Here is a 22,357-nt window from a genome sequence, read left to right as displayed (position 1 = left end):
TTTGGGTAGGCGGTAGTGGACGACGCGTGGAGTCCTGGCAGCTGGCAATGCGAGAGGACTCGTCGCCTTCGAAATCAACGAGTCGCGTGTTGTTGCGAGACTTGTTTTGTTATTGACAGAGGGAGGACCTTCAATGGCCCGAGCCCATGCCACTACTTCGTCGATTCAATCTGGTTTCGCATTTGGTCGATGATCGCGGGCAGGTAGATGATGCCGGAGTAGTGGTTGGCCAACAGTTTGATGTGATGGGATGAATCGAGTTTGGCCGCGGTGGCGAGTGCGTTGGCGCTGGACATCGGGACGACGGTGTCCAGGGTGGCGGAGTAGATCCAGGTGCGGTCGGAGTCCAGGCGGTGGGCGATGCGGGTCGGTTCGATTTGGTGGACGAGCGATCGAAGCTGGTCGCCCACCAGCCCGGCTCGCTCCAACCGCACGCGGACTTTGGCGGCGTCTTTGGCCCCGTTTTGAATCACGTCCAATAAATTGCCGCCGGCCAGCGTGATGAAAACGTTGTCGTAGCCGTTGTCGATCGACGCCGCGGTGGCCGACACAAATCCGCCCAGGCTGGTGCCTTGAAGCGAAATGCAGTCGGCGTCGACCACAGGCAGGCTGGCCACCGCATCCCGGGCTCGTCGCACGTCGGCGATCGCTTGACGCATCGCGGAAAAGAAGAATGCATCGTCCGGCTTTTGGCCGTCGACGCGACGTTTTCCGTAGTGCGGCAGGTGGATCAAAAACGCATGGAACCCACAGTGCTGGAATCCGTGGGCGAACATCCGTCCGACCGCCATGCTGCTGCTGGTTTCATGCACCACGACCACCGCGCCGGCCCGTTTGGGACGCTTTTGTTCGTCTCGGGCGACATACCATTCCATCGACACCAAGTCATTCAGCGGATCACCGGTATCAATCGGGGATGGGAAACGAACAGTGACGTCACCGCGCAGGCTGTCGGGCGCGTTGCACTTGATTAAAAAACTCGATGGCGACCACGTCAATCCGTTGAGGCAGGCGAGCGCATCTTGAGATGATTCGTCGCCGATGTGCAACGAATCGGCAGCCTGGAACGAGCGGCCAACCAATTCAAGCGGCACTGTCTGCAGTGCTTCGTCGCCACAACAGATCAGTCGACCGCACAGGAAAGCGGTGAACCAGACCACTCTGAATCGATACATCGCTCTACTCATTCGAAGGCGTGAAATTGGATGGTTTGCCGGGCGGTCTGCGTCGTGCAAGACCGCGCGAGATGTGCTGCGGCGTCCGGCGACGACCAGGATCATCGATCAGATTCGTCGGCTTCCTCCGCGTTGGATTTTTCGAGCCCTTCGCGGTATGCAGCGTCCAACTCCTCTTTCGACAGGTAGTCCCTGTCCCAGTGTGTCGTGTGCTGGTCCTTCACTTCTTCGGCGTGAACTTTTGATTCGTCGTCTTTTGCGTTGGGATCGGAATCCGGCTCGGCGTTCATGATTGTAACTCGATGTTTGGAAAGGGGGGTGAGACTGTAGCAAGCGTGCAACCGGTCCCGGTGTGTCTGGCGTGGGGAATCAAGAATCGTCGTTCGCGCGGCCACCGGGGTAAATCAGCTGAAAACGCGCCGTCGCCAACTGATCTTCTGAAAACAATCGCCTGAGCACCGACTCGTACTTCGGTTCGTCGTAGGCGATTGACGCGCGGCGGACCAGCTCGGCGAGCTTGCTGCCGTCCAGTGGTGTGATTTGTTCGTGTTGCCAATCTTTCTCTGACCGCGCAAAGGGAATCAGGAAGTCCAACGCGTCTCGAATTCCACCGGCGTTGGCGGAGTCATGGTGCCATAAATTGATGTCGACGTGATCGGCAAGCGTGGCAAGGTGGAAAAACGCCTTGAGGTTCATCACCGAATAGTCCCAAGATTTGGTCCGTGTCAGTTCATGGGGTTGTGATCCGTCAACGCGGATCTGGGAATCGATGCGCCGTTCGGCGACGTTTCGCAAGACATTGCGGGCGACGTCCGGCTGGCCGGCGTACAGGGCAAAGCAGGCGACTTGGGCGTCATACCAAGTCGCATGATTGTTTTTCGTCCGATCTTCGTCGCGACCGTGTTTGCTGTTTCGAAGCCAATGCAAATACTGCGCGAACCATTGCCGCAGTGACCGCGCGTCGGCGTCGGTCCAGGCGGCAGACGTTTCCAACAGCAAGGCGGCGTCGACCGCTCCGATCAGACAGGCGGTGTCGATGATCCCGATCCCACGTCCTTTCGTTCTGCCGGGGATGGCTTGCCCGAAGTTCAGGTTCGCGTTCATCGCCGTTTCCGGGCGGATGAACCAAGTTCGCAGCAACTCCGCGCCGTGCCGCGAATAATCGGGGTTTCGGGTGTAGTACCAAGCCAGCGCCAACGTTAATCCATTGCCGCAGGTCTTTTTCAAACCCACGTTGTCGTACTCCATCCGCTCCGGATTGACTTGGCCGTCGCGGCGAATGTACGGCTTGCCGTCGGGTTTATCGGGGTCGGGCCACCAGTAGGGGCCGACGCTGATGTAGTCGTGTTTATCACCGCTGGGCGGAACCATCGTTTTGGAAACGACGGTCCAAGGGCCTTCGGTCAAGCATTCGTCGGCCTCGCGTCGCAGGTCTTCAATTGCCGGGTGGACAGTGTCGCCGGAAGCCCGCCATCGTGCGTACTGGCCAGCCATACCACGGCCGTCCAGGATCAGCGTCCGGGGAGGATCAAATGCGGCGGGATCCTGGGCGGCGATCGGTGCCAGCACCAGGGAGCCGATCGCAAACAAACAAACACATCGGGGAATCATCGTCTGCATCGCATGGAGTGGTTCAACGAGCGTGTGTTTCACGCTCGGCCGGACGTGAACTATGTAAGCACGCGCGGTCCGGTCGAGTCTTGTCGTGCTTGATTCTTGGCACGACGTCACCGCCGGCGGCGAGCGCGATATGGCAATTGTACGCGCGAGATCAGACGAGTTCCAACTCGCCGGCGGCGGGCGTTTCGCGAGGCAGCGTCGGGGCGGCCGGTTCCGGCTGCTGCACCTGGCCATCGAGCCGGCGATTGGTGCTGACGATCAGGTACAACGCGGGAACGACAGCCAGGGTCAACAGCGTCCCCAAGGCCATGCCGGCCACCAGGATGATTCCGATGCTGTTGCGGGCTTCGGCCCCGGCACCGGTGACCAAGACCAGCGGAAAGTGCCCTAGGATGGTGGCGGCCGACGTCATCAATACCGGACGTAGTCGGGTTTGGGCCGCGTGCATGATCGCGGTCCGTTTTTCCCAACCGTCGTGTCGCAGCATGTTGGCAAATTCCACGATCAAGATGCCGTTCTTGGCGACCAGGCCGACCAGCGTGATCAGTCCGACTTGAGAGTAGATGTTGATCGTCGTGAAGTCCAAACAGGTCAGCACCAACACGCCGGTGATCGCCGGCGGGACTGAACCGAGTAACACGACCAGCGGGTCGCGAAACGAATGGAACTGGGCGGCCAACACCAAGTAGATCAGCACCAGAGCAAACCCCAGCGTGCCGGCCAATTTGGAACCTTCGTTGCGAATTTGACGCGACTCGCCGGCGTAGTCGATTTCCGCGACGCCGCCGGTGACGTCGCGTGCGATCTGTTCGATGGCGTCCAGGCCCGTCGCCTTGGTCACGCCGGGCAGAACGGCCGCGGAGATTTTCAGCGAGTCTTGTTGCCCGAATCGGTTCAAGCTGCGCGGCGCGGTCACCGGTTCGATCGACGCGAACGCCGAAACGGGAATCAGCTCGCCGGCTGGATTGCGGATTTTTAAGTCCATCAACGAGCCGACGTCTTCACGCTGGCGGGCATCCAACTGTGGAATGACGCGGTACGAGCGGTCGAAGAAGTTGAATCGGTTGACTTCACCGCCGCCCAATAAAACGCCCAGTTCACGTCCCACCGCGGCCTGGTCCAGCCCCAGGTCGGCCAGCACTTCGCGATCGACGATCACTCGCGCCTGGGGCAGGTCGAATTTTAAATCCGAGTCGACGAACATGAACATGCCCGACTGGCCGGCTTGTTGCATGATCTGTTGAGACCACTGGAGTCGTTGCTGCGTGGGCGCATCGCTTTTGATGACGACTTCGACGTCGAACTGCCCGGCACCCGGGAGCGGCGGCACCAAGACCGGAAACGCCTCCAGACCGACACTTTGCGATGCGATGCCGTAGACTTCGGGAAGCATCGATTGGGTGTCGCGCTCACGTTGGTCCCAATCCTTGGTGATCACGCCGCCGAATCCGCCGCCGGCGGTGACCAGTGACCACATGTAATCGGTTTCGGGGATCGCCTGCAACGTTTCAGCCAACTCGCCGGCCCAGCGGGTCGACGCGTTCAGCGTCGAATCGGGAGCGGCGCTGACGACCAACGAGATCGCCCCTTCGTCCTCGATCGGTGCCAGTTCTTTGCCGGAAAACATGTACAGCGGGACGGCTGCCAGGGCGGTGATCAACGTGGCCGCGGCGATCGACCAGCGCAGATCCAGCACCCAGACCAACATCCGCGCATACACCGACTGCAGTCGTTCAAACAGCCGTGCGGTCAACCGGCTCAGCCGCCCCTCGCGTTCTTCGGCCTGCAACAACACGCCGCTCATGATCGGCGACAACGTCACCGCGACGATTCCGGAAACGATCACGGCGGCTGCCAGCGTGAACGCGAATTCACGAAACAGCATGCCGGTCAATCCCGATTGAAACCCGATCGGTGCGTAGACGGTCGCCAAGGTGATCGTCATGGCGATCACCGGGCCGACCAGTTCTCGCGCCCCGACCAGAGCCGCAGACTTTTTGGACAGGCCTTGGCGGAGGTGACGTTGGACGTTTTCGACCACCACGATGGCGTCGTCAACGACCAGACCGACCGACAGGACGATGGCCAACAGGGTGAGCAGGTTGAGCGAAAAACCCAACAGAAACATCACGACGGCGGCACCGATCAACGAGACCGGCATCGCGACCAAGGGGACCAGGGCCGAACGCAGCGAGCCCATGAACAGGAACACGACCAGGGCGACGATCGCGACGGTTTCCAGCAACGTCGTAAAGATTTCCGAGAGCGCCTTGCGCATGAATTTGGTGCCGTCGTACGCCATCTGCATGTCGACGTGCGAGGGCAAACGCGGCTGGATTTGGGACATCGCCACCGCGACGGCGTCGGAAACTTCGATCTCGTTGCTGCCCGGCAGCGGCCAGACACTCAGGTAAACCGCTTTCTCGCCGCGATACATCGCCGTGGCGGTTGGCTCTTCCGAACCCAATTGGACTTCGGCGACGTCTTGCAACCGCACGATCGAATCGTCGGTCTGTGAAACGATCAAATCACCGAACTCTTCGACGCTGCGCAGGTCCGTGTTGGTCAGCAAGTCGATTTGAATCGATTCGCTTTTGACCTGCCCGATCGCGGCCAAAAAATTATTCCGCTGGAGGGCCTGGTAAACGTCGCCGGGGGTCAGGTTCAATTCCGCCAACCGTTGCGGTGAAATCCAGATCCGCATCGCCGGGGTCTGTCCGGCTTCGACGCCGACGCGTTGAACGCCGCGGACGGTCGCCAAGCGGGGCTGGACGTTGCGAGCCAGGAAATCGGTTAGCTCGGGGATGTCGAAACGATCCGACGTAAAACTGATGTAAAACGTCGCATACGGTTTGTCGGCCCGTGCCAGATCGACCGTCGGCGGTTCAGCCTGGTCGGGCAACTGCGACCGGATCTGGCTCAACCGCGCGTTGACTTCCGCGAGCGCCCGTGTGGAATCGTGATTGAGTTGCAGCTTGATGGTGATCGTGCTGATGCCGGCCACACTGGTCGATTCGATCGTGTCGACGCCGGCGATCGACGAAACGGCTTGTTCGATCGGCGTGGTCAGGAACCCGCGGACGGTTTCGGCGCTGGCCCCAAAGTACAGCGTGGTGACGGTGATCGAACTGCTTTCCAGTTTCGGAAACTGCTGGACGGGCAGCGACATCGCGCAGCGGAGCCCGATGATGACCAGGATCGAATTGGCGACGACGGCCAACACCGGGTGGCGGATGAACAGATCGGTGATCGCGCGGCGCGGCGGCGCGCCATTTTGCTCGTGCATCAAGAAGTGCCCCCTGTGGCCGTATCGCCGGTGGCCAGCAAGCGTCCTTCGCTGACCTTGAAGGATCCGTCCGTGATCACCGTGTCACCGGCGGTGACGCCGTCGGCAATCCAAGTTCGCGAGCCATCGCTGCCCAAGACGACGATCGCACGTGACTCGGCCCGCAATTGGCCTTCGCTTTCAACCGCGACAAACACAGTCGTTCCCGTCGGGCCGCGTCGGATCGCGGTCGACGGAACGGTGACCGCCGGGATTTGTGGGCCGTAGGGGATCCGAACCTTGACCGAGTCGCCGGGGTGCAGCGTCGTCGGCGGTTGGTCCAATCGCGCCCGAGCCAGCAAGGACCTGGATTGCAGGTTGGCCGAGGCATCGACGGCGATGATCTTTGATTCCAGCGGTCCGGCCGTCCCCGACAGCAACAGCTCGACCGTGTCACCGGCACCGACAGACGCGGCCACCGCTTGGGGCATCGCAAAGTCGATGTTCAAGTAATCATCCAGCCCGGACAGTTCGGTGATCTCGCTGCCGGCGGCCAAGTACTGGCCGGGATGAAGGTCGAATAAACCGACGCGGGCGTCGAACGGGGCGCGAAGTGTTTTTTTGTTGATCAACGCTTCCAGCCGTTCAACTTCCGCGATCGATCGGGACAGGTCGGCCGTCGCCTCTTCCAACAGTTGTTCACTGCCGGCCCCGGAGCGTTTCAGCCGTTCGTTTCGCGCCAAAGCGTCTTCGGCCAGTTTGCGGGTGGCCAGTGCACTCTTAAGTTCCGCTGATTCCAACTCGGTGTCGAATCGGAACAACACGTCGCCGCGACGCACCAAGTCGCCCGGTTTGACACCGACTTCCGTCACCACCCCCGTCAACTCATTGCTCAACGTGACCGATTGCGACGCCAGCACGGTGCCGATCACCACGCTGTTTCGCCGATAGGGTTGGTCGACGGCGGCAGCCGAGGCGACCGCAACGGGCATTTCCGGTGGCGGAGGCATCGAGCTGGCGGCTTGGATTTGACGGTATTTGGCGTAGCCGACCGCGCCGAGCGCCCCCACCACAAGCAGGAGGACGAAGACGGAACCGGCGATCAGACGTTTCATCGGCGAATCAGCAAACGGGGAAAACAGGCACCAGGAACCGAGGAGGTTAGTTCATCGACCGTCCAGCGCGAATATTGCCGGCGAAGAATCCGTGAATCGCATGAACCATTGCGAGCGTCCATCAACGCCCCATCGCACGGACCGAGTCGGTAATACCCTGTCTACAACACCCCGTCCGCGGACCGTCAGGGAATACTCCTGTGACGCCGGTAGCTTACAGCGGGTTCGCCGTTTCGCTAGGCTTTGTCCCTCAACCTGGCAAGGGGCGTCTGTGGTAGCGGAATTCGCCAAGAATTTCGGCTTTTCCCGTGTGGACTGCTGCGAGTCGAAAGCCTTGGCGGCTTCCGCTACGGGTTGAGGGACAAAGCCTAGGATTTTGTCGCGCCTAAGTACGCAGGAAGGCAGTAGTGGGCGACGCGAGGAGTCCTTGCAGTTTGCGAGGGAAATGGACTCGTCGCCTCGCCCACTACCCAAAACGCCCACTACCCAAAAAACAGATTCATTGGTTTCCAGCACCGATTACGGGAATGAAGAAAAAACGGTCCCCAAAAAAGTCCAGCCACAAAGCGAATTCCATTTCAATCCAGATCGCGCGTCACGCGATTGGCTTGACGATCGCCGGATCCGACCCCAGTGGTGGGGCGGGGCTGCAAGCCGATCTCAAGGCGTTTCAGCAGAACGGCGTGTACGGCATGAGCGTGGTGACGCTGTTGACCGTCCAGAACACGCTGGGGGTCAAGCGAGTCGAAACGATGCCGGTCGATTTGGTCGAGCAGCAGCTTGACGCGGTGCTGGAGGACATCGAGCCGCTGGCGATCAAGACGGGAGCGCTCGGCACGCCGGCGATCGTTCGTGCAGTCGCCAAACGTCTGAAGTCCTACGAAAGTGACGTGATCGTCGACCCGGTCTTGATCAGCAAGCACGGTGACCTGCTGGGCGGCGACAGCATGGTTTATGCGTATCGCAAGCATCTGTTTCCGGTGGCCACGCTGGTTACTCCGAATCGGTATGAAGTGGAGGCCATGTTGGGGAGGAAGCTGACTGATCTTGATTCGATTTGCGACGCGGCGCACGAGCTTCTGCAATTCGGTCCCAAATACGTTTTGGTCAAAGCCGGCGTGATCGATGGGTTGCGGCACCACGTGCTGGCCGACCAGGAACAGGCGATCTGTGTCGCCGTGAAAGACGTGCCGGGCAACCACGGGCACGGAGCGGGGTGCAGTCTGTCGGCGACCATTGCGGCGGCGCTGACGCGTTGTCCGCGGAAGCACCCGCACGCGGAACGGATCCGCGCGGCCGTGGAATTTGCCATCTCCGCCGTCCACGCCGCAGTCACACTGACGCCTCCGTTGGGGAAAGGGTGTCACCCGGTCGAGCATCGTGTCCTGGACAGAGGGACCAGCGGAAAGCTGGGATAGCTGGACAGCGCCACTTTGGCGTAGCTACGCTCGCCAGAGCGTGGAAAACCCCGGGGATCCACCTTCTGGCGAAGGTAGCTACGTTCGACAGGCTGGAAGCCTATCCCACATCCGACATCGACTCGGCCGCATTGCCGACGGGCGGCGCGGAATCGGGTACGCCGCGGACTTTCACGAATCCTGAGATCGCTACGATGATGGCTGCCAAAAGCACCAAGACCTTGATCCAGGTGGACTTCTTGTCGCGGATCGGTTGCAGCTTGGCACTCCGCCCGACCAAGGCCGCAGCAATGAAGAAGACGGCCAACGCCAGCAGCATCTTCGTGCCCACCAAGGCGTGATAAAGCGAGTCGCCCTGATGAGCCGGCATGGCGCGAAAGTAGTTGTAGAAACCGCTGACGAGAAACAGCAGCACGCCCAGGTGCACAAACCGTTTCCAGCGCGAGGTCACCGACGAGGCAAGTTGGGCATGCGCATCGTCGCTGAGTTCTTTCGCCGATGGCATCAACACAAACGCCGTGAAAACGCTTCCGCCGACCAGGGTGATCGCGGTGCCGACGTGAACAATTCGTGAGATGATATCCAGGATTTCCATGGAGCCACTTTGAGCGTGGGGAAGTGTTTGCGCCCGCGGGGCGACCGGCCAGCGGAACACTGTACCGGTCCGCCCAGCAGGACGGAAGCCGATGGGCGGCCGCGGATTCGACGTGGCAAGATTGCACTCGAACTTTCACACGACTCTCTCCTCGTCTCTCCTCGCTCGATCCTCTAGGCATCAAGCTAAGACGAAACCCACTTTGGAAGCATTGATGTCAACACAACTTACAATGGCTCCCTTCTCCCCCGGCCTTGTGGGGGAGAAGGGCTGGGGATGAGGGGGCCGGCGCCGCGGAAATTGGCTGGGTGTACCGCCCCTCACCCTCAACCCCTCTCCCCAAAACCGATCGCAGTCGACTTCACTCTTTCATCAAATTCTGTTGACGCGATCTGTTTTAGAGAGAGGGGAGCCCTGCCCTAAATCGCGGACCAATTTGTTTGGACACCAATGCTCTGCCAGGGAGGGTGACTTCATAAAACCGCACGACCGCTTCCCAAAAAGGAACGGTCATCATCCAACGCCGGAACGGCTTCACTTCACCGGGAAAAACTTCCGCAGCCTCTCCGCGTCGGGTTTGGGGGTGACCAGGGAGACGATAACGGTGGCCAGTGTGGACAAGATAAAGATCGTCGCCACCGGCATCGTGTGAATCGTCGTTTCGCCCAACGTCAGATCGACCGACCAGTTTTCGATGGCGCCGAATTGCGAGGCTGCGAACAACCAGAACCAAACGGACGCTGCGGTCGCCACGCCTGCATAGGCGCCCCACTTGGTCAACCCACGCCAATAGATCGCCAAGAACGCCAGCGGGAACAAGCTGCTGAATCCGCTGAAGCACCAGATCCCAAGTTGGAACACCCGCGTCTGGGCGATCGTTGTCAGACTCAGCAAGAACGTCGCGGCGACCACGGCAACGATGAACCCGCGCGAGATCATGACGATTTGGTGATCACTGAATCGATTCTCGCGGCTGTAATGCACCACGATGTCTTTGGTGAACATCGTCCCGATACAAAGGAACTGACTGTCCAGGCTGGACATGATCGCGGCCAGAATCCCGGCCAACAGGAACCCGCCCAGGACGTCTCCCGAAAGTGATTTGACCATGAAACCGAGCACTTTGTTGGGGTCGCTGGCGATCGGAGGCGGAATATTGATCAGCCCCGTCGTGGCCCAGACCCCGATCAGGACGCAGGGAATCCAGACGATCAAAATGAACACCGGGTGAGCGACCACGGGCAGCTTGAACGCATTGGCATTCTTCGCCGTCAGCCAGTGTTGAAACAGGTGAGGAAACATCCCGACTGAAAACGGAATCAGCATGTACGTCAAAAACAGCCACGGGTCCATCCGTTCTCGTGTGCGGAATTGTGCAGGGGCTTCGACAGTTTCGATTTGATCCGACAAGTCGACTTCGGCGCGCACCCGCCGCGCTTTGGGAATTTCTTGAGACACGATGTGCAAGGAGTCCATCAGCCCCGACGGCGGTTCGGTGCGAACGACGCGTTGGCCGTCGCGGGTCTCGTGCGCACGTCCGTCGGCCACCGCTTTAGCAGCCAATCCCGTGGCGATCAAATAGAACGCAACGACGCCCAGCACCATGAATACGATCGTCTGGAAGGCGTTCGCCCAGGCGGTTCCACGCATGCCGCCGAAGAACACATACACCAGGACGACCGCACAGATCACCAACTCGGTCAACCAGGGTGGGATGCTGCCCGATTCGGTCAGCATCGGAAAATCACCGCGCGTCGCACCTTCGATCGCCTTGCCCGCCGAGATGATTCCGACCAGCAAATACGGGATCACCAGCGAAACCAGGATCGGAAACAACAGCAAGCCGATCTTGTCGCTGCCCAATCGATCGCGGAAGAACCCGATTTGCGTCGTGTAACCGTATTGTTTGCCCCACGACCAGAGTTTAATCCCCAGCAGGAAGAAGCAAAGTGAGTGGATGATCCCTGAAGATGACGCAAGCATCGCGTAAACGCCCACGCCTTCGGCGAACGCTTCACCGGTCGATCCGACCAAGGCGAATCCGGTCATCGTGGTGCCGAACAGCGACATCAACAACAGAAAGGGGCCGATCGAATGGCTGGCAAGCAAATAGTCTTTCGACGTGCCGCGAAACAGCCGCGACGAAAACAAGCCTAAGCAGACCAGCGCCGCCAAGTAGGCTCCGATGATGACAACTTTGATGACTCCGGGGCTCATGACAACGCCTCCGCTTCCTCGGCGGTGGCTGCCGATTCAGTCATCTCTTCCAGGTCATTCGGCCAGGCAAACTTGGTTGCCATGAACCAGACGATGCTGGCTGCAACCGAGATGCCGGCGTGGTACGCCAAGGTGACGGGAAGGAATCCCAGCACCAACCGGTCGTTGTCCCAGTTCCATAAGTCGTGATGCAAGATGACCAGCAGGACAACAAGTCCCCAAACAAGGTATTTCATGAAGTGTGGTGTCAACTGTTAAAAGGGTGTCAGTATGCCAACAAGTGAAAACACCCTCCCCCTGGGAGGGTCGCGGAGGAGTATACGCTCGGAGCGGGGAGGGTTGTCTGTGGCTCGGATGCACTCGCACACCGCCGATCGACCCTCCCCTCGCCGCGCTCGACCCTCCCTTCCAGGGAGGGTGAATTCCTTAACTTGACGCCTATGCCCCCTCGCTGCGCTCGATCCTCCTGCCAGGAGGGTGACTTCGTAAAACCGCACGACCTCCACACGGGAGGGTGTCGATTCCACGCAGTTGATTTGTGTGTTTAGCAGGCATCCAAGTGGATGGCGTCGGTTAATTGTTCGTCGGCGGATTGGCGACGACGGAGACGTTGTCGATGAAGATTTCGGCATTGGTCGCGTTACCGAACAAACCCGGACTGCCTTGGGTGTTGGGCGCCGGGTCGGTCGCGGTCAACGTCCAATCCGCTGGCTCTGGTGTGCCTCGCGGCCAAACCTTGCCACGCAAGACGACTTGTCCGTCTTCGCGGGTGGCTTGGAACTTTAGCGTGTACCAGGTTTCGGGGTTCCACGGGTACGACACGCTGCGTGCCATCCGGTTTTGCGCCGGCCAAGTGCGGATTTGAAGTTGTTGATTGGCCCCCATCAAGTCCAGCGTGTAGCGTTGGGCGATCAAACCCATGTCGGGCAATTTCGAAGCCGGCCCCGCTTTGACGTCTGCGGTGATCGTGTAGGCGTGCAGGTCGGTCGGGCCCATCCAAGATTGGCTGCGCGTTCCCTTGGGGATGGTCGTGATTTTGACCAACGCCGGGTCGCCGTCGACTTTGGTGGGTTCATGGCGATAGCGGGCGCCGATCCAAGTCACCGGGACGGTGTTGTCGCTGAAATCGAACTGCCAGGGCAACGGGGGCACCAGACGCAAACGGGCCGTGGCCGTGGTGTCACCGATTCGCGCGGTCACGATCGCCGCGCCGTGCTGAGAAAGGTTGCCGGACGCGTGGAAGACTTGATCGGTATCCACGTTGCCGTCGCCTGCCACGTCGAACGTGACGTCGTCGGGAGTTTGCAGGCGTTGGCCGATCGCGTTGTAGGCGGCGACTCGCAGCGGCAATGGCGATCCCGGGGTGACAATCGCCTCGGCCGGGATCAACTGCAATTGGCTGACCGTCGTGTCGGTGATGTTCGGATTGGTGGTCTCTATCTCCGGCGCGACGTTCGGTGTGGATGCGATCGCGCTTGGTGCCGTGTCGTCGGATTCGGTGGCCAAACAATACAGGCCTTCGGTGGTCGGCAGATAGAGTCGTCCGCCGGCGACGATCGGTGATCCGCCGACTTCATGGCCACGCGGCATGCGCGACTTGTAGACCGATTCCACGCCATCGTCGGTCGGTTTGAGAATATGAAAGTAACCGGTCGCGGTGCAGGCATAGATCTTTCCGTCGGCAAAGATCAGGCTGCCGCGCATCGCCGTACCGAGTTTAATTCCCGCACCGATCTCCTGGCCGGTTTCTACGTCCAGCACGTGCAGGTGCGACGAGTCCTCGACCACATAAAGCCGGTTTCCGACCAGCAAGGGTGAACTTTTTCCGACGGTCAGCTCGGCCGTCCGCCAGATTTCGGCCGATGGTCCGTCGAGTGTCGCGCGTGTGGCGTCGATTCGAACGACGGCGCCCATCGCGGTGCCGGTCGGGTTTTCTTCGCCGTGGGCCGTGTAGACTTGGCCACGGCCGTCAACGACCGCCGAAGCGTTGATGCCGCGGCGCGAGATCGATTCCTGCCACAGGATCTTTCCGGTTCGCGGTTGCATTCCATAAACGAATCCGTCGCCCGCGCCGGCGATCATCATCTCCTGACCGTTGATCGAGGTGATGACGGGCGTGCTGTAGGTGGTGTCTTCCGGAAAGGGGCGGGTGGAAGTGATCCAAACCAAGTCGCCGGTCGCTTTGTCAAAGGCCATGAATCGATGGGCGGGGCGTGCGGTTTCATCCCATCCCGTCGTGACACCGCTGATGATCACCAGGTCTTCGAACACGACGGGCGTGTTGGTTCGGCCGCCGTAGGTGCTGAGCATGCCGAACTCTTCGCTCAGCGAGCGGGCCCAAATCGTCTTGCCGGTTTTCCCATCGATGAATTGCAACAGACAGCAAGCACCGAGTGAGGTCACGTTGCCGGTTGCCGGGTCGCAGGCGACGTTGGACCAGCCGATCCGCTCGGCCGGCACGTCGGATAGGAACACGTTGTAGACGTTTTCCCAAAGTTGTTCGCCCGTGTCCGCATCCAGGCAAATCACCTTTTCGGCATCTTGGGGAGTGCCCGGTTGATCGCGGACGATCGTGTAGAGCCGGCCGCCAAAGATGACGGGCGTTGAGATCCCGGCGGCGTGTTCGTTTTTCCAGCGAACATTGCTTCCCGCACCGCCTTTCCAATTGACGTCATCGATCAGGCCCGACACGTCGGCGATGCCGTTTTGAGTCGGCCCGCGCCATCGGACCCAGTCGGCCGAATCCTCGGCCACCGCGGCGGGCATGAGAAACAATACCGAGAGGCAGCAGGAGAGAATGGTCGCGTCGCGGTTGATGGACATCAGTGTGCTTGGAGGCGGGCTTTGAAAATCGGCGTCACAGACAGACGTTGGGAAAGATGCCGCGCGTGTGGCACGATCGACCTACCGTCCCCGGTCTGTTTTTCACGTCGGCCCGCAGCATGCACGAATCGTGCCAGAGACCCCGTGGCGTAGCGACGCTCGCCAGAGCGTGGGAGCTTCGGACGCGGGACACTCGCAGGGGAAACCACCTTCTGGCGAAGGTAGCTACGTTCGCCAAGCGGCCCCACTGTGATGGCCCGGCCGCGGCTGGCAAATCTTTTTCCGGTACTGGCAGTTTCTTTGCCGGCCTGAAGCCATTTCCACGTCGCTGATGGGCATCGCGTGGTGGCTGCTGGCTGCAGGCTTCGACGGCACCACATTGGTACAAAATGTGCTCCATCGGCGATCGCTCATTGACGCGCCGCGATTCGTTGCCGCGGATGAGCGTTGCTGTCTTGCCTGTGCCGCTTCATGAAACATGCTCTCCACCTTGAAATCCAGCCGCAACCGAACGATTCGAGTTGCGGGCCGACCTGTTTGGCCGCCGTTTATGCCTACTGGAATGATCCCGTTGATCTGAGTCAGTTGATCTGCGAGACGGGAGGCGGCGATGGTTCGGGGACGTTGGCGGTTCAACTGGGCTGTCATGCGCTGCGCCGTGGGTATGATGCCGAAATCACGACGTACAACTTGCACTTGTTTGATCCGTCTTGGTTCGATGCGGTCGATGGAACCGCGCCGGCGGATCGCTTGTCCGACAAGCTGCGGGCACAGCTTGACGCGAAACGCACGCGCAATGACATCGATATCCGACGCTTCGAAGCGGCGACCGACTATTACGTTGAATACCTTCGACTGGGTGGACGCGTCCAGATGCAACCGCTGGACGATCGGTTGATCACCAAAACGCTGACCGCCGGCGTCCCGATCTTGTGCGGTTTGAGTGCGACGTATCTGTACCGCGAAGCACGTGAGCGCCCCCAAGCTCTTGATGCCGAGGGGCGCAGCAGTGTCGCCGACGACATCCTGGGCGACCCAGCGGGGCATTTCGTGGTGCTGCACGGGTACGACTGCGGTTCGGGAAACGTTTTCATTGCCGACCCGTTGCACCCCAATCCGATTGCACCGACAAACAACTATCTGGCTCCGTTGTCGCAGGTCACGTCCGCGATTCTGCTGGGCATCGTGACCTACGACGCAAACTTGTTGACCTTGGAACCTGGCGCGAAATCAAAAGGGAGTTTGAATTGAACATCGTCCTTGTCGCCGAATCCGCCGACGACTGGATCGGCAGGTTCGAGGGCGTTCAAACGATCGATCCCGGCGAGTTTCTCTCGGGCCCCAACGGGCGCATTCCGCGCGGGGCGAGAGTTTATAACCTGTGTCGATCGTACGCCTACCAAAGTTTGGGATACTACGTGTCGCTGCTGGCCGAGGCACGTGGACAACGCGCGGTGCCGGACGTGGTCACGATCCAAGACCTGCGTGGCACGGCGGCGGTGCGGCTGATTCCACAGCATCTTGAGGAACTGATTCAAAAATCGCTGCATTCGTTGACGACCGACAGTTTTGTGTTGAGCGTTTACTTCGGCGAGAACGTCGCCAAGAAGCACGCCCGATTGGCGAAAGAGCTGTATGGGCTTTTCCAGGCACCCCTGTTGCGTTTCAAATTCGCACGGGGCAGCAAGTGGCGACTGCGCAGTGCGTCGGCAATCGCGCTCAACGACGTTCCCGAGTACCATCGCCAGTTCGTTGCCGATGCGGCGCAGCGACATTTCACCCGCCGCAGCACGGTCCGCACCAAACGTCAGGTCACGCGTTATGACATGGCGATCCTGCACGATCCCAAGGAAGGCGATTTGGCACCGTCGGACGAAGCCGCACTCAAAAAAATGGTCAAGGCCGCCGCCAAGGAAGGCATCGCGGCAGAATTGATCACGCGGGAAGACAGCGGGCGTTTGTTGGAATTTGATGCGTTGTTCATCCGCGAAACGACCGCCGTCAACCACCACACCTACCGTACCGCCCGGCGCGCCCAGGCCGCCGGAATGGTCGTGATCGACGATCCGTTGTCGATCCTCCGCTGCAGCAACAAGGTTTACTTGGCCGAGTTGCTCGATCGCGCCAAGGTGCCCACGCCGCGGACCATTGTGGCCACGCGAGGCAGCGCCGATGAAGTCATCGGACAGCTCAGTTTTCCCTGCGTGTTGAAACGCCCCGACAGCGCGTTTTCCAAAGGCGTGGTCAAAGTCGAAAACTCGGACGAGTTGAGGCGTCGGCTGGCCGAATTCTTTTCCGATTCGGAACTGTTGATCGCCCAGGAGTACATGCGCACCGATTTCGATTGGCGGATCGGGATACTGGATCAACGCGCCGTGTTCGCCTGCAAATACCACATGGCGCGAGGGCACTGGCAGATTGCCAACCATGGTTCCAAGGGGACCAAGCCGAAGTTCGGCAAGTGCGAAACGTTGCCCGTTGAAACCGCACCGCGCAAAGCCGTCTCGGTGGCACTGAAAGCGGCCAATCTGATCGGCAACGGTCTGTACGGCGTGGACGTCAAAGAATCCGATGGCCAGTTTTACGTGATCGAAGTCAACGACAATCCGAACCTTGATTCCGGGATCGAAGATGCCGTGCTCCGCGACGAACTTTATCGCCGGATCATGGAATCCTTCATTCGCCGGATTGAAATCCAAAAGCAACTAGCAGGCGCGAGATAGGCATGGCAGACCGATTGAAGTTGTTCGAAGCGTTCGGCATCGAACTGGAATACATGTTGGTCGATCGCGACACACTCAACGTGCGTCCGGTCGCCGACGTGTTGTTGGCTTCGTTGGCTGGTGGGGAACCGACTTCAGAGTTTTCGCGTGGACCGATCACATGGTCCAACGAACTGATGTTGCACGTCATCGAGCTGAAAACGACCGATCCGGCCAAGAAGATTCGGCCGTTGCCGGGGCAGTTCGAAACAGCCATTCGAGATCTCGGGCCGGCCCTCGAGTCGCTGAACCTGCGATTGATGCCTACGGCCATGCACCCGTGGATGGATCCGAAGGAAGAGGCCGCGATTTGGCCGCACGAATACCACGAGATCTACGAAGCCTACGACAAGATTTTTGATTGCCGGCGACACGGATGGGCGAACGTCCAAAGCGTGCATTTAAACCTTCCATTTGCCGATGACGAAGAATTCGCACGATTGCATGCCGCCGTCCGACTGGTATTGCCCTTGTTGCCGGCGCTGACCGCCAGTTCTCCCGTCGTGGAGGGTGTCTCTACCGGCGATCTCGATTCGCGGATGCAGTTTTATGCCGAACATTGCAGCGCCGTGCCCTCGTTGGTCGGCGATCTGATTCCCGAGCCGATCTATGACCGGCCCACCTACCAGACAGAAATCTTCGATCGAATCTATCAAGACATTCGTCGCCACGACGCCAGCGGCGCCCTGTGTGGCGAATTCTTGAATGCACGCGGAGCGATCGCGCGGTTTGATCGCGGCTCCATCGAGATTCGCGTGATGGATGTGCAAGAGTACCCTGGTGCCGATGTTGCGATCTGTGCGGCTGTGATCGCGTTGGTCAAGGAACTTGTTTCCGAGACTTGGTCGACGTGGCAGGACCAGCGAAACGTTCCAGTAGCTCTGCTTCGCGGGATCCTGGACCAGGTCAGTGAACGCGCTGAAAACGCAGTGATCCAATCGCCCGAGTTTTTGAGGTTGTTCGGCCATTCCGGTTCAAGCTGCCGAGCGGGTGATCTGTGGGCCAAGCTGTTGGATCGGATGAAACGACACGATGAAGTGCTGGACAGTTTGTTCGCACCGCTGGAAGTGATCACCGATCGAGGAACGTTGGCGACACGAATCGTTGCCGCGCTCGGCAAACGATTTACGTTGGAGGATTTGAAGGCGGTTTACGATGAAGTGGCCGATTCGCTGGACCACTGGGGGCCATTTGAGCCGTGAGTTCAGCCTCGGGTGGGGCTCCGACGTTCGTCGTGACCTGCGAACATGGCGGCAACCAAGTGCCGCCGGAATTTGCTGATGCATTTGACCGTCGCGATGCCAAGGCATGGTTGGCCAGTCATCGCGGTTACGATCCCGGTGCCCTGGCGGCCGCGACGCAATTGGCAGATCGTTTCGGGGTGCCGCTGATCTCATCGACCACGACACGCCTATTGGTTGATTTGAACCGATCACTCGATCATGAAGCGTTGTTTTCAAAGTTCACGCGTGACCTGCCCGAGACGCGAAAGCAGGCCATCCTGGACCAGCACTACCATCCCTATCGCGATGCGGTCCGCAGCACGATCGATGCGATCGTCGGCCGAGGACAAACGGCGATTCACGTTTCCGTTCACACCTTCACGCCGCGAATCGCGGGCGTTTGGCGACCGATCGATATCGGCCTGTTGTTCGATCCCGATGCCGACGGCGAAGCGGAATATTGCCGAGTTTGGCAACAATGTCTGATAAAACGTCATCCGTGGCGGCGCATCGTCATGAACCAACCCTACGCAGGTATCGACGACGGACTGACGACGGCGTTGCGAAAACGATTCGATCCGAAGCGATACTACGGGATCGAGATTGAAATCAATCACCGGTTCGTCAAACAATTTCCGGATCGTCAACGCAAGGTCGTCGATGAATTGATCGGTTGTGTTCCGTGACGACCACTGTCGCTGCGTCGCAGCGACAGGGAGTCTCGCAAGGGCTAGCTGGACATCGCCACTTTGCACAACAACACCGTGAATCGCCGGCCGAACGTAGCTACCTTCGCCAGAAGGTGGATCCCCGGAGGTTCCCACGCTCTGGCGAGCGTAGCTACGTCAAAGTAGCGTGCCAACGCCATTCATGCCAAATCAACCCCCGTCCCCTTTAGGGTCAGGTGAGGTCGTTGTAGCGTTGGCTGTCGTCGCGGAGGCCTTGGGAAAAGTGGCCGAATTCGCTGCTGTTGACCAGCAATTGGGCGCCTTGGGCGTGTCGCTTTTGCATTTCGTCGAGCGTCATCGTCGGTCCGCCGAACGCGACGCCGTGCTTTTTGCATGCCGCCGCGACGGTTTCCCAGGCCTGGTCGATGGTCATCTGGCCGCTTTGACGCAATCGTAATCCCAAGTCACCGGGGCCGACAAAGATCATGTCGATGCCTTCGACCGCGGCGATCGATTCGATATTGGCGACTCCCTCGGGGGTTTCGATCTGGACGCACAGGAACGTTTCGCGGTTGGCCCACTGGGTGTAGTGATCAGGGTCGTGAATATGAAAATCCGCATCCAGCCCTGCGTTGTCGATCCCGCGATCTCCCAACGGCGGAAACTTGACCGCATCGACCAGCATCTCGGCCTTTTCGACAGTGGAGACGTGCGGGATCAGCAACCCCGTGGCACCTTCTTCCAGGTAACGATACAGCCCGGTTTTCTCCAGCGTCGGCGCGCGCAACATGACGTCAATGTCGTACAGGTGGGCGTACGCCAGCAGCGCTTGGATCTGATGAATCGACATCGCCCGGTGTTCCAGATCCAACCACAGGCAATCGAATCCGGCGCGTGCGGCATGACAGACGTAGGCGGGAATGTAGTGCCCGAGCACACAGGTACGAATCGTTTCGCCGGCGCGGATGCGCGAGAGTGTCTTGCTTTTTCTCATCAGGTGTTTTCTTACCGAGCAGTGAAGGTAGGGCAGTGAATGTCAGATCGTGAGACCGCGTCAGAGCGCCGCCGGCATTTTCGTCTTGCCGCGGGGGGATTCACAATGGGGCTAGGCCGTTGGTCGTTGGCATTGGTTTGTCAGAATTATTTCCCGCGGCGCAAAGATCGTTGCAACAGCGGATACAATGCGACGTTTTAAAACTGCTCGATTGTGGATGGATCATGAAAGTCACCTCATCTATCGCCGTTTTGGTTTTCGGTACGCTCCTGCCGCCCGCTGGTCTGCGCGCGGACGAAACGCCATTGAAGCCGAACATCGTGTTGATGATGGCCGACGACATGGGCGTGGGCGACACGAGTGCCTATCAGGATTTCACCGGCAACGGAGACGACGTCCAAGTGCACACGCCGCAGATGGAGCGGTTGGCCCGGATGGGCGTGCGACTGACCGATGCCCACACGCCCTCCTCACGCTGTTCCCCGACACGCTATGGATTGTTGACCGGGCGTTATCCCTGGCGCAACCGTTTGAAGCACTGGGTGCTGTTCGGCAGCCAAGGTGATCCGATGATCGAAGCGGACCGGCCGACGATCGCATCGATGCTTCGGGATCACGGGTATTCAACCGCGATGGTCGGCAAATGGCATGTCGGCCTGCGCTATCGACGCAGCGATGGATCACCGGCGTCCGGTTGGGACGATGCCGATTTGCGCCAGCCCCTGTTCACCACACCGGTGGACCACGGATTTGACTTCGCCCGATTCACGTCACGCTCGCACGGCACGTCCGGGCCCGATGCGGGGGCCAAGAAGGTGAAGAACGCGTCGAAGCGAAACGGCCCCAGGCAAACGGTCGGCCCCGGGCACATTCATGACCGGACAGCGATCGGAGCAACCGGCAACGGAAAGCAGCTCGTCGCCAAAGGGCCGAACGCATACGTGCTGAGTGAACTGGGGAGCCGTCACTCCGACCACGCGATCGAGTTTCTACAGCAGCACGTCAGCCGAGACGCGACCAAGGAGAAACCCTTCTTTTTGTATTACCCCTCCAACTCAAACCATGGCCCGTACACGCCGGACAGCGCGATCGATGGGCATCCCATCGCGGGGGCGGCACGGACGAAGTCGGGTAAACCGATGGATGCACGCCACGATTTCATTTACGAAAATGATGTGGCACTGGGACGGTTGGTGGACTGGTTGGAATCGACCGATGACCCAAGGCATGACGGTCAGAAATTGCTGGAAACGACCCTGGTGATTTTTACCAGCGACAACGGGGCCGAAAAGAACAGCGACATCGCCACCGGGCCGTTCCGCTCGCACAAGGGATCGGTTTACGAAGGAGGGCACCGCGTGCCGTTCATTGCGGCGTGGGCTGCCGGCGGGATCGGTGACGGGGCTGCATCGACCGGTGGCAAAACGAATCCGACGCCGATCGGATTGCAAGACGTTTATGCAACCGTCGCGGAGATCATCGGTGCCGACCTGCCGGATCTGCGCCGCGGAGAAAAGGGAGCCGAGGATAGCTTTAGCGTTCTGTCGGCGTTGCGGGGTGAGTCGATCGAGCGTCGTCCCCCGCTGTTCTTCAATGACCACAAGGAAGCCCAGGGGGATCCCGCGGCGGTTGCGATGCGCTTGGATTCGCCGACGATCGATGGGAAAACCTATCACGGGCAGTGGAAACTGTTTTTTGATGCCCGGTTGCTGCGCGCCGGCCAAGGGAACCCCTACGAACTCTACAATTTGGCGGTGGACCAGTGGGAGACGAACGACTTGATCGACGATGCGGCGATGAAGCCACTGATTGAATTCATGACCGGCCAAGCCCTGCTCCATCGCGACGCGGGCGGCCACCGCACCGCAGCGATCGCCGATGAAGGGCGCACCACGATCGACTTGCGTTCCGGTTCGCAGGTTGCCAATCAAGTGGACGGAAAGTCGGTCGCCGAGACGACGATTAGAGCCGGGGACGCGGTGGTGACGATGACGATGACGGCGGTGGCCGGCGAACAAGCCGACGCCGAGGCGACGTTCAACACGAATGCCGCCGGGCTGGGCCTCGGTGGCAGCGGCTCGAACAATGTCGATCGTCAGGAAGCCGTGCTGGTTCAATTTGATCGTGACCTGATCGTCGAGTCCGCGGGGCTGGTCGCGGGCCAGGATGGAACTTGCGGCGGCTTCTACACCGTCGGCGACGCGGCCCCCCTGGCCATCTATTGCGTGGACGCCGACATCGATGCGAAGGATCAAAGCGGATTGCTGAGCGATTTGGGGGTGCTTCGGGCCGGAGCGACGTTGCGACTTGATAGCAGCCCGCACTTCGGCGTGGAAGCCGCGGGGAGTTGGCGGCTGCGCGAAGTGACGATCCGGTTGGTGAAGTGAAGCGAAAGATTCGTCGCGGAGGCCACCAACGGCACCTAGAACGTAGCTACCTTCGCCAGAAGGTGGATCTCCGGGGCTTTCCACGCTCTGGCGAG

16 protein-coding genes are annotated in these 22,357 nt (G+C 59.9%); 6 read left to right on the top strand and 10 right to left on the bottom strand.

Annotation, left to right across the window (positions count from 1 at the left end; translation table 11 throughout):
• Positions 1-152 precede the first annotated feature (152 nt).
• From H1B37_RS31030 to H1B37_RS31010, 5 genes are all read right to left on the bottom strand, one after another.
• Positions 153-1,175 (bottom strand): dienelactone hydrolase family protein, encoded by a 1,023-nt coding sequence (locus H1B37_RS31030; RefSeq protein ID WP_182871175.1) that lies wholly within the window; start codon positions 1,173-1,175, stop codon positions 153-155.
• 101 nt (positions 1,176-1,276) lie between these two features.
• Positions 1,277-1,465 carry a hypothetical protein gene (locus H1B37_RS31025; protein ID WP_182871174.1) on the bottom strand — a complete coding sequence of 63 codons (189 nt, stop codon included), beginning with the start codon at positions 1,463-1,465 and terminating at the stop codon, positions 1,277-1,279.
• 79 nt (positions 1,466-1,544) lie between these two features.
• Positions 1,545-2,786 carry an alginate lyase family protein gene (locus H1B37_RS31020; protein WP_182871173.1) on the bottom strand — a complete coding sequence of 414 codons (1,242 nt, stop codon included), beginning with the start codon at positions 2,784-2,786 and terminating at the stop codon, positions 1,545-1,547.
• Between the two features lie 160 nt (positions 2,787-2,946).
• A complete protein-coding gene (locus H1B37_RS31015) occupies positions 2,947-6,081 on the bottom strand; it encodes an efflux RND transporter permease subunit (RefSeq protein WP_182871172.1) in 3,135 nt (1,044 codons plus the stop codon).
• A complete protein-coding gene (locus H1B37_RS31010) occupies positions 6,081-7,175 on the bottom strand; it encodes an efflux RND transporter periplasmic adaptor subunit (RefSeq protein WP_182871171.1) in 1,095 nt (364 codons plus the stop codon). Before H1B37_RS31010 ends, H1B37_RS31015 begins: the two co-directional genes overlap by 1 nt.
• A gap of 527 nt (positions 7,176-7,702) precedes the next feature.
• Here H1B37_RS31010 and thiD point away from each other — a divergent pair.
• Entirely contained in the window at positions 7,703-8,593 is an 891-nt protein-coding gene (gene thiD, locus H1B37_RS31005) for a bifunctional hydroxymethylpyrimidine kinase/phosphomethylpyrimidine kinase (protein WP_182871170.1), read from the top strand.
• 100 nt (positions 8,594-8,693) lie between these two features.
• On the opposite strand, the gene H1B37_RS31000 is transcribed toward thiD, so the two are convergent.
• The 4 genes from H1B37_RS31000 to H1B37_RS30985 form a co-directional block, all read right to left on the bottom strand.
• Positions 8,694-9,188, bottom strand: a complete 495-nt coding sequence (locus H1B37_RS31000; RefSeq protein ID WP_182871169.1) for a hypothetical protein — start codon at positions 9,186-9,188, stop codon at positions 8,694-8,696.
• 534 nt (positions 9,189-9,722) lie between these two features.
• Entirely contained in the window at positions 9,723-11,405 is a 1,683-nt protein-coding gene (locus H1B37_RS30995) for a sodium:solute symporter family protein (RefSeq protein WP_182871168.1), read from the bottom strand.
• Positions 11,402-11,641, bottom strand: a complete 240-nt coding sequence (locus tag H1B37_RS30990; RefSeq protein ID WP_182871167.1) for a DUF3311 domain-containing protein — start codon at positions 11,639-11,641, stop codon at positions 11,402-11,404. The genes H1B37_RS30995 and H1B37_RS30990 overlap by 4 nt, the downstream gene beginning before the upstream one ends.
• A 337-nt stretch (positions 11,642-11,978) precedes the next feature.
• A complete protein-coding gene (locus H1B37_RS30985; RefSeq protein ID WP_286178414.1) occupies positions 11,979-14,171 on the bottom strand; it encodes an outer membrane protein assembly factor BamB family protein in 2,193 nt (730 codons plus the stop codon).
• 528 nt (positions 14,172-14,699) lie between these two features.
• Between H1B37_RS30985 and H1B37_RS30980 the strand changes: the two genes are divergently transcribed.
• Genes H1B37_RS30980 through H1B37_RS30965 form a run of 4 tightly spaced genes read left to right on the top strand, consistent with a single transcriptional unit; the run spans position 14,700 to position 18,899 of the window.
• Positions 14,700-15,479 carry a cysteine peptidase family C39 domain-containing protein gene (locus H1B37_RS30980; protein WP_182871165.1) on the top strand — a complete coding sequence of 260 codons (780 nt, stop codon included), beginning with the start codon at positions 14,700-14,702 and terminating at the stop codon, positions 15,477-15,479.
• Positions 15,476-16,951, top strand: a complete 1,476-nt coding sequence (locus tag H1B37_RS30975; RefSeq protein ID WP_182871164.1) for a RimK family ATP-grasp domain-containing protein — start codon at positions 15,476-15,478, stop codon at positions 16,949-16,951. Before H1B37_RS30980 ends, H1B37_RS30975 begins: the two co-directional genes overlap by 4 nt.
• 2 nt (positions 16,952-16,953) lie before the next feature.
• Entirely contained in the window at positions 16,954-18,192 is a 1,239-nt protein-coding gene (locus H1B37_RS30970) for a carboxylate-amine ligase (RefSeq protein WP_182871163.1), read from the top strand.
• Positions 18,189-18,899, top strand: coding sequence for an N-formylglutamate amidohydrolase (locus tag H1B37_RS30965; RefSeq protein ID WP_182871162.1), 711 nt, complete (start codon positions 18,189-18,191; stop codon positions 18,897-18,899). The genes H1B37_RS30970 and H1B37_RS30965 overlap by 4 nt, the downstream gene beginning before the upstream one ends.
• A 214-nt stretch (positions 18,900-19,113) precedes the next feature.
• Here H1B37_RS30965 and H1B37_RS30960 read toward each other — a convergent pair whose 3' ends face one another.
• Positions 19,114-19,875: an HpcH/HpaI aldolase family protein gene (locus tag H1B37_RS30960; RefSeq protein ID WP_182871161.1), complete on the bottom strand. Its 762-nt coding sequence runs from the start codon at positions 19,873-19,875 to the stop codon at positions 19,114-19,116.
• A 305-nt stretch (positions 19,876-20,180) separates the two neighbouring features.
• Here H1B37_RS30960 and H1B37_RS30955 point away from each other — a divergent pair, with 305 nt between their 5' ends.
• Entirely contained in the window at positions 20,181-22,262 is a 2,082-nt protein-coding gene (locus tag H1B37_RS30955; RefSeq protein ID WP_220498462.1) for a sulfatase family protein, read from the top strand.
• Positions 22,263-22,357 lie beyond the last annotated feature (95 nt).

The organism is Stieleria mannarensis (assembly GCF_014154935.1).
Lineage (GTDB): Bacteria > Planctomycetota > Planctomycetia > Pirellulales > Pirellulaceae > Stieleria > Stieleria mannarensis.
This window is presented reverse-complemented; position numbering and strand designations above follow the sequence as displayed.